A 12746-nucleotide genomic window follows, 5' to 3' on the forward strand; every position below is an offset into this window, starting at 1 on the left:
CGTGCACCCTGACGGGTTATGATCTATAATGAGAACGTTGATTTTAACGTGAAGCCGAAAGGGGAACTAATGAAATGAATAAGGCTCTATCCACTTTGGAGCAGGGAATGGCTGGCGGGAGCCTGGATGCGCTGCTCGTCACCGATCCGAAGCATGTGTACTATTTGACCGGATTTGCCAGCAATCCTCATGAGCGTTTTTTGGGACTGCTGCTGATCCGCGGCGAAGAGCCGGTGCTGATCGTTCCCGCACTCGATGCCGAAGCCGCTTCTGCTGCCTCCTCAGTGACCAAGATTCTGACACACAGCGACACGGATAATCCGTATGAGCTGCTGAAATCATGTTTTGCAGGCTTGAGGCCCGGAACGCTGGGCATCGAGAAGGAGCACTTCACCGTGAGCCGTTATGAACAACTGGCAGAAGCGGTTCCTGCGGATGTTTTCCGTGATATCGGCCCTATCCTGCGGGCGATGCGCGCGAAGAAAACCCCGGAGGAAGTCAGCCGCATGAAGCATGCCGCCGAGCTGGTGGAGGAGGTACTCCGTCAAGGCCTCACTCATGTCAAAGCCGGAGTCAGCGAAATCGAGCTGGTGGCCGAGCTGGACTATCTGATGAAAAAGGTTGGCGCTTCCGGCCCTTCCTTCGATACGATGGTCCTCTCCGGTCCGAATACCGCACTGCCCCACGGTGTGCCTGGCAGCCGGGTCATTCAGCCGGGTGACTTCCTGATGTTCGACCTCGGCGTATACGCTGCAGGCTATGCCTCCGATATCACCCGTACGTATGCCGTTGAAGAAGCAAATCCCAAGCTGGTTGAAATCTACAACACGGTTCTGGCGGCTAATGAAGCCGGCATTGCAGCTTCCCGGGCCGGAGCCACCTTCGGTTCGGTAGACCGCGCGGCTCGTGAAGTGATCGAAGCCGCAGGCTATGGCGAGTATTTCATGCACCGGGTCGGACATGGCCTCGGGATGGACACGCATGAATATCCTTCACTGCACGGAATGAATGGGGATTTCATCGACATCGGCAATGTCTTCACTGTAGAGCCAGGTATTTATGTAGCCGGTCTGGGGGGCGTCCGGATTGAAGATGATGTCTGGATTACACCAGAGGGTCCCAAGACGCTGACGACTATGCCGAAAGGGCTGACGGTGCTGCATTTATAGATTTATAGCGTAAATCCTTACATTCAGCAAAAAGCAGCAAACCAGCTCCTCCCGGAGTTGGTTTGCTGCTTTTTTGATGCAATGATAAGGCACCTTCTGTGGTGCGGTGATTCTTCTGCCAGGCTTCAGGAAGCGCTGCGTGAATCTGCCGCCGGGTGAGCAGGCACCTCGTCCTCTGCAAATTTGAAGGAACGGGCAATGTACAGAATTGGTGTTCCGGCACCGGTAAGCAGAAATTTCACGATATACGTGGTCAGCAGAATTTCTGTCCATACCCGCAGATCATAGGTTCCCGCAAAGGCAATGGTGCAGAAAATTAGTGTATCAACAAAAGAACTGACCATCGTACTTCCGTTGGAGCGGATCCAGAGCTGTCTTGAACTGCTGTAATATTTGCGAATCCAGGCATACAGCCGGACATCAAGAAACTGGCTGATAAAATAAGCGGTTAGGCTTCCCGCCGCGAGACGCGGCATCAGACCAAAGATGATCTTGAGCGACTGTTGGGCGATATCCGTTTCCTGGGGCTCGAACCGCAGCACCATCTGCATGATTACCGTAGTCATCAGCAGCGTGAAAAAACCAAACCACACCGCATTCCGCGCCTCGGCCCGTCCATATTTCTCATTCAGCAGGTCACTGGTCATATAGAGTGTGACATACATCGTGTTGCCCAGTGTCATCACAATATCGAAGGGCATGGCAATCGTCTTGGCGACCTGAATGTTGGCGATGACAGTAGCCACACCGACCCAGGCATACAGGCCTTTTTTGCCAAAAAGCCGGTAGCAAAGCAGATAGAAACCAAAATTGACAACGACGAACAACATTCCCCACAACAAATTAAACACGAATCAATTATTCCTCCTAGTTTTGGTTACGCGGGATGGTTACGAACCGCGGCGTTCTTTTTTTGAGAACAAAACATTTTCACTTTACCATAATCAAAGCTAACATGCTATGAAATATAAATTCATTTTTTTCATAAAACAGCTAAAGTATTCGATAAATATACATAAATTTTCTGAAAATTCTTCAGCATTAAGCAAATTTTCACTATTCAACCTGAGGTTAATTCTATAGAATAGTTATCAATCACATTCCTGGAAACGATAGCTCCATATATGACCATACCTACGGAATATATTGCTGCTTGCCTGCCCAAAAAGCATTGGCATGGGATAGAAGGATGTAATTGAAGGAAAAGGAGAGAATGAAATGTTTCAAGTCAAGAAATCCATTGGCCGTAGATTTACGTTTTTGCTGTTCATTGTTCTGTTGCTGTCATCTGCTTTATTAAGTACCAGCTATTATTTCATATCTATCAATACCTTTGACAGTTATGTGATCCCGCAGATTGACAAGATTCTGACCAGTTCCGCGCAGGACATCTATAAAAATATGAATGCGACACATGCCCAGCAGACTCTCAACAAAAACGAACAATCGAGGACAACGATCGAATTTTATTTTCAGGATAAACGAAAACAGCATGGCCTGGAAACCATCTTTCTCATCGATTTGAAGGAAGGCAAAGCTACTGTACTAACTGCAGATCATGGCGCGAAGCTGCAGCCGGATGAGAGCATTGAGGTTCAACCCGCCATGGAGCGGGCGACCAAGGGAAAAGCCGGACTTAGTGAAATATATAGTGATAGTCACGGAATACATAAGACTGCGTATGTCGGGGTCCCCGGCACTACAATGGTCATCGGAGCAAGTTCAGATGTTGCTTTTATCCAGGATAAAATGAACAGCATCCTTTGGATTAGTGCAGGAATCACTTTGGGTGTGCTGATCGTTGGTGTGGGCGCTGCGCTGCTGATGACCCGCAGAATCACACGTCCGATCACACAGCTAGCCGTCTACAGCACGAAGCTGGCCAGCGGGGATTTCACCCAGCAACTGGAGATTAAAGGCAACGATGAAGTAGGCCTGCTGGCTGAGAGCTTCCGGACCATGAGCGAGAGGCTGAGAGAGATGATTGGACAGGTTCTGGATACCTCCAGCATTGTGGTCGCGGATTCCAATGTCTTGAAGGAACGCACTGACATTCTGAACGGGATGGCTGAGGAATCTGCCCTGTCTGTTGTAGAAATCAGCAAAGGCAGCACGGCCATTGCCGGCAGCGCGCAGGATAATTCCCGGGCGATGGATGAGATCAATATCGGCATCCAGCATATTGCTTCAGCCGCAGGTGAAGTTACCGAACAGATCATTGAGGCTTCCCAAGAAGCCTCAGGCGGCAATGATATCGCTCAAAGCGCTGTGGATCAGATGCGTCATGTGGCCGAGGCTTCGGTGAAGTCGCTGGAGCAGTTCCGCATCATGAATGAGCGTTCTATGCAGATCGGTGAAGTTGTCCAGGGAATTACAGAGATCACCAAGCAGATTCAAATGCTCTCGCTGAATGCTTCCATTGAAGCTGCACGGGCGGGTGAACATGGCCGCGGTTTTGCAGTGGTTGCCGGAGAGGTCCGCAAGCTGTCCGAGCAATCCAAAGAATCGAATGAACAAATCCGTGAGTTCCTGCTTAGCCTGCAGGAGGATATGAACCGGTCGGTAGAAGAAATGAATCATGTGAATGCCGAGGTGGCTTCGGGTGTGGGCAAAGTGTCTGAGGCCGGAAATGCTTTTAGCCACTTGCTGATTCTTATTCAGAGCATCAACCACAGCATTCAGTCCGTATCTGCCGCTACACAGCAAATCTCGGCAGGTACCGAGGAGGTCAGTGCCTCCGTGGAGGAAACCGCCCAGATCACTTCCAAGTCACAGCAAAATGCCGACACACTTGCTGCCAACTCCGAGCAGCAGCATCAGGAGCTTGAAGTTCATGCTGAGACTGTAGAGCATTTGTACCAGCAAGCCGTGAAGCTGCAGGAAGCGGTACAGCAGTTCAAAATTTAGTCCCGCGGTGAATTATGATAATTGCCGCAGAAGCATACAGCAACGGGTGCCGTCCTATGAAGGAACGGCACCCGTTGCTGTTTTTGTGTGTATGCGGTGCGGCCCTTAGTCCCGGTACACTGGTGAGCATTCACGTTTGCTGCCGGTCAATGTCTCGGTGCCCAGAGAATGACGGCCACTCCGATTACACAAATGCCGGCACCGATCCAGTCATAGAGATCCGGTGTTTTTTTATCCACCAGCCAGCCCCATAGCACGGCTAGCACGATGAATACCCCGCCATAGGCTGCATAGACTCTGCCGAAGGAAGGAAACTTCTGAAGGGTGGGAATAATGCCGTATGCTACGAGAATCAGCGCTCCAACTCCTCCGTACCAGAGCGGACGCGATTCGCGCAGCCACAGCCAGATCAGATACCCGCCGCCGATTTCGGCCAGACCGGCAACGATAAAGAGAAGAATCGCTATGGCCATGGTTACCTCCCTTATTGAGTTAATCCCATGATCTCATAGACCGCTGCCATGTCAAGGTTCGCACGCACGCTATCCGCCAGCCTGTCAAACTCCTGTTCGCGCAGCGCTGCTGCCGAGAAGGTCTGCGCAAGCGGTATAAGCCCTTTGGAGAGTCTCAGACCATCAAGCCAGGCTCTGCGCAAGCCGTCATTGTGGAACAATCCATGCAGATAGGTTCCCCAGACCCGGCCCTCCGGTGTTCCCCAACCTTCGGGCTGCGTACTCCCTTCCGGTCCCTTCAGCTGAAAGAGGCTTCTGACCAATGAGGGATCATGGTTCACAGTGGTTCCCATATGAATTTCATACCCTTCAATAGAGAGTTCCATTACTGATCCGGGAGGTGTTCCGCCTAAGAGCAGCGGGTGGTTCTGAGCCAGCACACCGCTGGCACGGACCGTAATCTTCTGCTGGAGAAAAGAAGTGGACAGCGGTAACAGCCCAAGCCCTTCTCTTTCACCCGGTTCTGAACTTTCTACCGCATGCGGGTCATACAGCTTCCGGCCCAGCATCTGATACCCTCCGCAGATGCCAACAAGCTGCCTGGTCCCCTGGTTCATTGCCGCGGCGATCGCTTCCGGGAAACCCTGTTCCCGCAGATAATCTAAATCGGCACCTGTGTTCTTAGTCCCTGGCAGGATGATGGCATCCGGCGTGCCCAGCTCATCAGCAGCTGCCACATAGCGCACAGCAGTATCCGGCTCGTCCTCCAGAGGATCAAAATCGGTAAAGTTGGAGATTCTCGGGTAGCGGATGACGGCGATATCCAGCTCTTTGCCCTTCATCGCCCGCAACCGTCCAGTCGTTCCTTCCAGAACCACGGAATCCTCAGCTTCGATCCGCAATTGAGGCAGAAATGGCAGGACTCCCAGAACCGGTATGCCTGTCCGCTGCTCCAGCCAATCGAGCCCTGGCTGTAGTAACGACAGATCGCCGCGGAATTTATTGATAATGAAGCCTTTGACACGAGCCCGCTCATGCGGCTCCAACAGCTCCAGGGTGCCGACCAGAAAAGCGAACACACCGCCCCTGTCAATGTCAGCCACCAGCAGCACCGGGGCATCCGCCCATCCCGCCAGATTCATATTGACGATGTCCCTCGCCTTCAGGTTGATCTCAGCCGGGCTGCCTGCGCCCTCCATCAATACGACATCATAAGAGCTCCGCAGCCGTCCAAGCGCATCCATCACCGTGCTTTTGGCTTCCGGCAGGAATTTCTCCCGGTATTCGCGGGCGCTCAGCGCTGCATGCGGCACTCCGTGCACTATAATCTGCGCACTCATCTCGCCGGAGGGCTTCAACAGAATCGGATTCATATCGGTGGTCGCGGTAGTGCCGAATGCTTCAGCCTGCATGCCCTGGGCACGGCCGATTTCCTTGCCGTCCACAGTGACGTAGGAATTCAACGCCATATTCTGCGATTTGAAAGGCGCTGTCCGGTATCCGTCCCGGGTCATAATCCGCCCAATAGCGGCGGTAACCAGACTCTTCCCGACATCCGATGCCGTTCCCTGAATCATCAGCACAGCCGCAGGCTGTGGCTTCATTCGTGTTGTTACTGCTTGATCTTCCATGCCAAGCCTCCTTGCTATTATTCTGCTGACGGAGAAATATAAAGATGATTGATAGCGTAAAACATATCAATGCTTATATTCTTAAAATAAGCCGGCACACAGGCCGGCTATAATCCGCTCTAAGGCTCGGGGCGCTACAGGTTATGCTGTAGCAGCACCAGAAACAGCAGGAGCAGCGCTTCCAGCAGCTCGTTCAGCGCGCCGTACACATCGCCGGTGAGCCCGCCGAGCCGGCTGCTGATCCGCCGCGCCGCAAGCGTGCCGCAGGCCAGCGCCAGAGCGGGCGCAAGGATGGCCGCCGCCAGCAGCTGCGGCCAGGCGCTGTCCGCGCCGAGCGCCAGAGGCGCGGCGGCTGCGGCCAGCGAGAGCAGCGCTGCCAGCAGCAGCGTGCGCCGCTCCTGCCGGGCAGGCAGCCCCTTGAAGCTGGCGGCCAGCCCTTCATTGCCGCGGGCGAGCGGGTAGCGGGCCATAGCCCGCACCATGTACCAGCGGCTCCAGACCGGCGGCAGCAGGAGCAGCGGCAGCTCCGACCAGGAGCCGCCTTCGATGAATGCCGCGAGCAGCGAGGCCTTCAGCAGCAGAAGCAGCACGCAGGCCAGCACCCCCATGGCCCCTACGCGGCTGTCCTTCATAATCTCCAGCATTCGCTCACGTGTACGGTAACTGAGCAGCGCATCCGCGCTATCCATCCAGCCGTCCAGATGCAGGCCGCCGGTCAGCCCCACCCATAGAATGAGGGTGATCACAGCAGCAGGCCAGGCAGGCAGCAGCCAGGCCGCGATGCCTGCACCCAGCGCTGCACTCAGTCCGATGGCTGCGCCAACCATCGGGTAATAGACCACACTGCGCTGCAGCAGATCGCGGGAGAAATCCCCGCCATCCTTGACCGGAAACCGCGAAAGAAACTGAAATGCGGCGGCAGCATCCCCACGAGCGCTCATAACAGATACTCCCTGCTCTTCAGCTCTATCGGAATGCCGGCAGTGACCAGAAAGACCTGCTTACTGCTCCGGGCCAGCAGCGCATTCATGCGTCCGGCCAGATCCCGGTACAGCCGGCCAAGCGCATATTCCGGCACAATGCCGTCCCCCACCTCATTTGTCACCAGCACCAGCACACCCTGAAAAGACGATACACTGTGCTCCAAGCGGGCGATTTCCCGCTCCACCCGTTCCTGTCGGTCCTCCTGATCCTCCACGGCCAGCAGTACATTGGAGAGCCATAGTGTCAGGCAATCCACAAGCACCGCCTTTCCGCCAGAGAGACGGTCCAGAAGCGCTGGCAGAGCATGCGGCTCCTCCAGCGTCTCCCAGGCACTGCCATTCGCTTCGCGAAGCTTGCGGTGCAGGGCAATCCGCAGCTTCATTTCTTCATCAAAGGCTTGTCCGGTAGCCACATATACGGCCTGATTCGCCAAGGAGAGCGTCAGCCGCTCAGCAAAGCTGCTTTTACCGCTCCGCGCTCCTCCGGTTACAAGGATGCTCATTTTCCCTCAGCCCCGGATACTCCGGCGCTCTCAAAGGTAGCCATCTCGGTCATGATGCGGCTGACCGCGTCAATCAGGTGAAGGCTGAGCACGCCTCCCGTTCCTTCGCCCAGACGCAGCCCCAAATCAAGCAGTGCTTCCAGTCCCAGGCGCTCCAGCATCAGCTTATGGCCCTGCTCGTTTGAGACATGGGAAGCGATCATATATGCTGTGGATTCAGGCGCAATGGCCTTCGCTACAAGTGCAGCGGCACCCGAGATGAATCCGTCCAGAATGACCGGTACGCCCAGTGCAGCAGCTCCGAGAATGAGCCCGGCCAGACCGGCGATCTCAAGTCCGCCTACCTTGGCAAGCACATCCAGCGGATCTGCCGGGTCCGGAGAATTCACGCGCAGTGCACGCGCAACGACTTCAATTTTGTGCAGCAGCCGTTCATTATCAATCCCCGTTCCTCGGCCTACAGCAACCTCCGGTGAGATGCCCTCCAGAGCGCACAGAATGGCGGCACTGGCCGTTGTATTGCCGATGCCCATTTCACCGGTGATAAAAATCTCCGTTCCGTTCTTAACCGCTTCCCGGGCAACATTTACACCGACAAGTACAGCCTGAAGAGCCTCTTCCCGGCTCATGGCCGGTCCTGCTGCCATATTGTCCGTTCCAGGCCGCACCTTACGGTTGATCAGTTCCGGATGCTCGAGCTCCGCATTGATTCCAATATCCACGAACTGCACACTTGCTCCAGCCTGACGGGCCAGGACATTGACCGCCGCCCCACCTGTGAGAAAATTATAGGCCATCTGCACCGTAACTTCCTGCGGAAAAGCACTGATCCCCTCACAGCAGACACCGTGATCGGCAGCCATTACAACAACAGTACGTGTCCCGTAGCTGGCCTGCGCCTTCTTCGAGATGCCAGCCAGCCGGACAGCCAGCGCTTCCAGACGTCCGAGGCTTCCCGGCGGCTTGGTCAGACTGTTCAGGCGAAGCGCTGCCTGCAGCTCGGCTTGTTCATCCGGCGGAGTAATCCGTCCCGTTACTTCTTCAATTGCTGAAATCATCATTATAGCCTCCTGTTTGTTCTTGCATTGAAATTAGAAGGGCCCCCTTCTCTGAAGAAGAGGGCCCTCTGCTGCGGCTCGCCAGCTATTTCGTCACTAATACTCCCTATTTCTTCCTTATGGATTATAGGGGATAGAGATTAATCTTACAATTACATTTTTACCTTCATAAAACCTTCCATCCGTTCGAGCGCTTCAGTCAGCTTCGCTGTGGAAGCGGCATAGGAACAGCGGAGATGACCTTCACCGCCCGTACCGAACACTTGGCCCGGCACAGCAGCAACCCCGGCTTCCCGCAGCAGGCGAAGCGCAAAATCTTCTGATGACATTCCGGTATGTTTAATAGAAGGAAAGGCATAAAAAGCCCCTTGCGGCTCATGGCAATGCAGCCCGATGGATCTGAGCCCTTCAACAAACAGAGAACGGCGCTGCCGGAAACATTCTTTCATTGTATTCTTGTCCGGCAATCCGTGGCGCAGCGATTCTATCGCGGCAATCTGGCCCAGCACGGGCGCGCACATCGCCGTATACTGATGGATTTTCAGCATTGCAGACAGCAGCTCCCGGTTCCCGCAGGCATAACCGACCCGCCAGCCGGTCATGGCGAAGGCTTTGGAGAAACCGCTGATTACGATCGTCCGCTCCTTCATGCCGGGAAGCGAAGCAATGCTGACATGTCTGCTGTCATAGGTCAGCTCGGCATAGATTTCATCCGAGAGTACGATCAGATTATGGGCTTTTACGATTTCTGCAATCGGAAGCCAATCCTCATAAGACATTACTGCCCCTGTAGGATTATTCGGGAAATTCACCATCAGCAGCTTGGAACGCGGGGTAATGGCTCTGAGCAGCGCCTCGGCGGTAAGCTTGAAGCCCTGCTCCACAGTAGCCTCCACTTCCACCAATGTTCCCCCGTTCAAATAGGCGATCGGCGAATAGGCGATGTAACTGGGCGAAGGAATGATTACCTCATCACCCGGCGCGGTGAAGGCACGCAGCGCCAGATCAAGGGCTTCACTGCTGCCCACCGTTACCAGCACCTCCTCCAGAGGCTGATAGGACAGCCCGAAGCTTTCCTGCTGATAGCGGGCGATCTCCTCCCGCAGCTCGGGCAGCCCGGCATTCGGGGTATAACTCGTCTCTCCCCGCTCCAGGGCACGGATACAGGCGGCTCTAATATGCTCAGGGGTAGTGAAATCGGGTTCACCTACACCCAGTGATATAATCTCGTTGTTACCCGCACTGAGATCAAAAAAAGCACGGATGCCCGAAGGCGCTATCTCCCGTACACGCGGTGCAATCAGATCACTCAGCAGGGCGCTGTGATCCTGTTGCTGAAACCGTCTGTGTTTATCCATAGTGGACAGCCCCCTGCCGCACAGTCTGCAGTGCCTGCGTGTCACGCAAACTCTGAGCGCCCTGCTTATTTTCATTACCGACTTCTCCCTGTACGCTCCGGACTCCCGGTAAGCCTACTGTGCCTGGAACCTCCGGCTCCGACGCGATCCCCCGCCGCTCTGCGAGCGAACCGGAGATAATCTCATCCAGCAGCCCGCTGAAGGTATATCCGGCAGCAAGCGCACTTCTTGGCAGCAGGCTCGTTTCGGTCATGCCCGGCAATGTGTTTACCTCAAGCACATAAGGAACGCCGTCCTTAAGCAGCATATCCACCCGCGCATATACCGTACACTTCAGCGCCTGATAGCAGGTCAAAGCCGCCGCACGCACCTGTTCTTCAAGCCCTTCCGGTAGCTGAATGACCTGTTCCTCCGCACCGCCCAGCTCATATTTGGCACTGTAATCGAACCAATCTGCTCCCAGTGAGCGGATGCCGATAACGGGCAGCATTTTTCCTCCAAGAATGGGGCAGGTAATTTCCTGGCCTTCAGTATATTCCTCGATCAGCACCGAACGGTCAACGGCAAAAGCCTTCTCTACCGCGCTCTGCAGCTCTTCACGGCTGTTCACCTTTGTCATACCGATGCTGGAGCCGCCCGAATTTGGTTTTACCATGACAGGATATCCGAGTTTCGCTACAGCTTCCGGCACGAAATCCTCCATACGGTCCAGGCAGATCCAGGCAGGCGTGTTCACACCTTGGCTGCGGAGAATGGTTTTGGACAGCGCTTTATCCATGCACAGGCTGCTGGACAGCACACCGCTGCCGGAATACGGAATCCCCAGTGTTTCCAGCGTCCCTTGTACGGTTCCGTCCTCGCCGTAGGCACCATGGAGGGCAAGCAGCGCGAAATCCAGATCTTTTACCGCATCAACCAGCTCTTCCCGCGAAGAAATGACTACCGGGACGCCTTCATATTTACTGCGGTCCAGATGCTTCAGCATTTCTCTGCCCGTATTCAGCGACACCTCATATTCCGAGGATACCCCGCCCATAATTACGCCTACTCTTCTCATTCTCTTAACCCCTCTTCATCCCAGTAGTTGCCGTGCAGTACTGCCAATAATTTCAACGCCCTTCCGGATATCCCCGTCAGCCACCCTGGAGAACCCCAGCCGCAGTGTGTTTTGCCCCTGCCCATTCGTATAGAACATATCTCCCGGTGTAAAAATAACCCCCTGCTCCCGGCATGCCGTAAGCAGCTCCCTCGTGCTGAAGCCCTCGGCAAACGTAATAAAAAGATGCAGGCCCCCATCCCCGGTGAGTGATGTATACGGAATGTGCTCCTGGCAGCAGGCCAGGGTCAGCTCGTATTTGCGCTTATATTCCGCTCTCGCCCGTTTCAGGTATTTCTCCAGATTGCCGCCCAGCAGATATTGATACAGAATGGATTGATCCAGCGTTGAGGTATGAATGCTTCGCGCTCTTTTGACGCTTTCCAGGTAATAGATCAGCTCCTGATCCGCAAGCACCCAGCCCACACGCAGTCCAGGAAAAAGCACCTTGGAGAAGCTTCCCAGATAAATCACGCTATTCCCGCCGCCCGCTGCTGCGATCAGAGGCGCCACGTGGGAACCCGAATACCGGAGTTCCTCATTAAAACCGTCCTCGATCACGGGTACCTTGTACTCCGTCATCAGCTTCATCAGCCGCTGTCTTTTCTCGGGAGACATGACGATGCCCGTTGGATTGTGGTAGGAGGGGACAAAATACGCACAGTCATACTCACGCGCCTCAAGCGCCCGCTTCAACTCACCCAGATGGATGCCGTCCCGCTCCATAGACACACCTGCAATCTCAAAACCGTGCAGCTTCATATTCTTAATGGCCGTGTGATGCGTCGGATTCTCGCAGAGCACCGCCCCAGCCTTGCGGCCGAGTGCGGACAATACGACATCAAACCCTTCGGTAAAACCGTTCGTAATCAGAATGTCCTTACCCCGCGTATCCACGCCCTTATGCTCCATATATTGCCGTAAATAGTCTATTAAAGGCTTATACCCCTTGGCATAGCCATAGTTCAGCAGAACATTGCCTTCCACCGCCATGCGCTCCATAAATGCCCGCTTCACATTGTCCAGATCGAACAGGCTCTCATCAGGCGCGATGCTGGTAAAAGAAATCGTACCCTTCTCCGCGCGTATTCCGCGCTTCATAATATCCAGTTCCTCGGCCAGCTTGGCCTGACTGCTCAGCCGCTCTTTCCAGTCTACTGTCCACGCGGAATCCCGGGGACTTCCGGCTTGCTCAGCCGCTGCATGTGATACATAGCTGCCCTGGCCCTGCACCGCATAGGTGAAGCCGTCATCCGTAAGTGCCTCGTAGGCGGAAATGACCGAATTGCGGCTGACCCCCAGCAGTGTGCTGAGCTCGCGGGTAGACGGCAGCTTTTGGTCACCCTGAAGGGCGCCTTTGAGAATCAGCTGCTTCATGTAATCTTTTACTTGAATGAATACCGGCCGTCCGGCAATGAGCCTGAAGTCCTTGAACATGCTTCCATCGCCCCCATAGCTATCATGGCACAGTCCTCTTCGTAAAAAAAGAACCACAGCCCGGGAATTTCTTCCCGCTGTGGTTCTATGGCTATAGAAGCTGGTAAGGCCGGGTGCTCCGGGCGATCGCTTACGGCTGTTGGAACACAAAT

At 54.7% G+C, this 12746-nt stretch carries 11 protein-coding genes; 2 read left to right on the forward strand and 9 right to left on the reverse strand.

Going from position 1 to position 12746, the window contains the following annotated elements:
- Positions 1-74: 74 nt before the first annotated feature.
- Positions 75-1169, forward strand: coding sequence for a M24 family metallopeptidase (locus A3849_RS16485; protein WP_074112393.1), 1095 nt, complete (start codon positions 75-77; stop codon positions 1167-1169).
- 125 nt (positions 1170-1294) lie between these two features.
- Here A3849_RS16485 and A3849_RS16490 read toward each other — a convergent pair whose 3' ends face one another.
- Positions 1295-2020: a queuosine precursor transporter gene (locus A3849_RS16490; protein WP_074112394.1), complete on the reverse strand. Its 726-nt coding sequence runs from the start codon at positions 2018-2020 to the stop codon at positions 1295-1297.
- A gap of 367 nt (positions 2021-2387) precedes the next feature.
- Here A3849_RS16490 and A3849_RS16495 point away from each other — a divergent pair, with 367 nt between their 5' ends.
- Complete coding sequence (locus A3849_RS16495; RefSeq protein WP_074112395.1) at positions 2388-4076, forward strand: methyl-accepting chemotaxis protein; 1689 nt, start codon at positions 2388-2390, stop codon at positions 4074-4076.
- Positions 4077-4222: 146 nt separating this feature from the next.
- On the opposite strand, the gene A3849_RS16500 is transcribed toward A3849_RS16495, so the two are convergent.
- The 8 genes from A3849_RS16500 to pdxR all read right to left on the reverse strand — a co-directional run bounded on the left by A3849_RS16500 (position 4223) and on the right by pdxR (position 12594).
- Complete coding sequence (locus tag A3849_RS16500) at positions 4223-4549, reverse strand: YnfA family protein (RefSeq protein ID WP_074112396.1); 327 nt, start codon at positions 4547-4549, stop codon at positions 4223-4225.
- 11 nt (positions 4550-4560) lie between these two features.
- The gene (locus A3849_RS16505) at positions 4561-6159 is read right to left on the reverse strand and encodes a cobyric acid synthase (protein ID WP_074112397.1); all 1599 of its coding nucleotides are present in this window, start codon (positions 6157-6159) and stop codon (positions 4561-4563) included.
- Between the two features lie 134 nt (positions 6160-6293).
- Positions 6294-7100, reverse strand: coding sequence for an adenosylcobinamide-GDP ribazoletransferase (gene cobS / locus A3849_RS16510; RefSeq protein WP_074112398.1), 807 nt, complete (start codon positions 7098-7100; stop codon positions 6294-6296).
- Entirely contained in the window at positions 7097-7645 is a 549-nt protein-coding gene (gene cobU, locus A3849_RS16515; RefSeq protein WP_074112399.1) for a bifunctional adenosylcobinamide kinase/adenosylcobinamide-phosphate guanylyltransferase, read from the reverse strand. The genes cobS and cobU overlap by 4 nt, the downstream gene beginning before the upstream one ends.
- A complete protein-coding gene (gene cobT / locus A3849_RS16520; protein WP_074112400.1) occupies positions 7642-8703 on the reverse strand; it encodes a nicotinate-nucleotide--dimethylbenzimidazole phosphoribosyltransferase in 1062 nt (353 codons plus the stop codon). The genes cobU and cobT overlap by 4 nt, the downstream gene beginning before the upstream one ends.
- Before the next feature lie 152 nt (positions 8704-8855).
- On the reverse strand, positions 8856-10061 hold the full coding sequence (locus A3849_RS16525) for an aminotransferase class I/II-fold pyridoxal phosphate-dependent enzyme (RefSeq protein WP_074112401.1): 1206 nt from the start codon (positions 10059-10061) through the stop codon (positions 8856-8858).
- Complete coding sequence (locus tag A3849_RS16530) at positions 10054-11118, reverse strand: D-alanine--D-alanine ligase (RefSeq protein WP_083613539.1); 1065 nt, start codon at positions 11116-11118, stop codon at positions 10054-10056. Before A3849_RS16530 ends, A3849_RS16525 begins: the two co-directional genes overlap by 8 nt.
- A gap of 15 nt (positions 11119-11133) precedes the next feature.
- Entirely contained in the window at positions 11134-12594 is a 1461-nt protein-coding gene (gene pdxR, locus A3849_RS16535; protein ID WP_074112402.1) for a MocR-like pyridoxine biosynthesis transcription factor PdxR, read from the reverse strand.
- Positions 12595-12746 lie beyond the last annotated feature (152 nt).

Source organism: Paenibacillus sp. P46E (assembly GCF_001909095.1).
In the GTDB taxonomy this organism is placed as follows: domain Bacteria; phylum Bacillota; class Bacilli; order Paenibacillales; family Paenibacillaceae; genus Paenibacillus_AQ; species Paenibacillus_AQ helianthi.

Bases quoted from the DNA above. Each gene is read 5' to 3' on its own strand.
- A3849_RS16485 (WP_074112393.1), top strand. From the start codon at position 75: ATGAATAAGGCTCTATCCACTTTGGAGCAGGGAATGGCTGGCGGGAGC.
- A3849_RS16505 (WP_074112397.1), bottom strand. From the start codon at position 6,159: ATGGAAGATCAAGCAGTAACAACACGAATGAAGCCACAGCCTGCGGCT.
- A3849_RS16500 (WP_074112396.1), bottom strand. From the start codon at position 4,549: ATGGCCATAGCGATTCTTCTCTTTATCGTTGCCGGTCTGGCCGAAATC.
- A3849_RS16525 (WP_074112401.1), bottom strand. From the start codon at position 10,061: ATGGATAAACACAGACGGTTTCAGCAACAGGATCACAGCGCCCTGCTG.
- cobT (WP_074112400.1), bottom strand. From the start codon at position 8,703: ATGATTTCAGCAATTGAAGAAGTAACGGGACGGATTACTCCGCCGGAT.
- A3849_RS16530 (WP_083613539.1), bottom strand. From the start codon at position 11,118: ATGAGAAGAGTAGGCGTAATTATGGGCGGGGTATCCTCGGAATATGAG.
- cobS (WP_074112398.1), bottom strand. From the start codon at position 7,100: ATGAGCGCTCGTGGGGATGCTGCCGCCGCATTTCAGTTTCTTTCGCGG.
- A3849_RS16495 (WP_074112395.1), top strand. From the start codon at position 2,388: ATGTTTCAAGTCAAGAAATCCATTGGCCGTAGATTTACGTTTTTGCTG.
- pdxR (WP_074112402.1), bottom strand. From the start codon at position 12,594: ATGTTCAAGGACTTCAGGCTCATTGCCGGACGGCCGGTATTCATTCAA.
- cobU (WP_074112399.1), bottom strand. From the start codon at position 7,645: ATGAGCATCCTTGTAACCGGAGGAGCGCGGAGCGGTAAAAGCAGCTTT.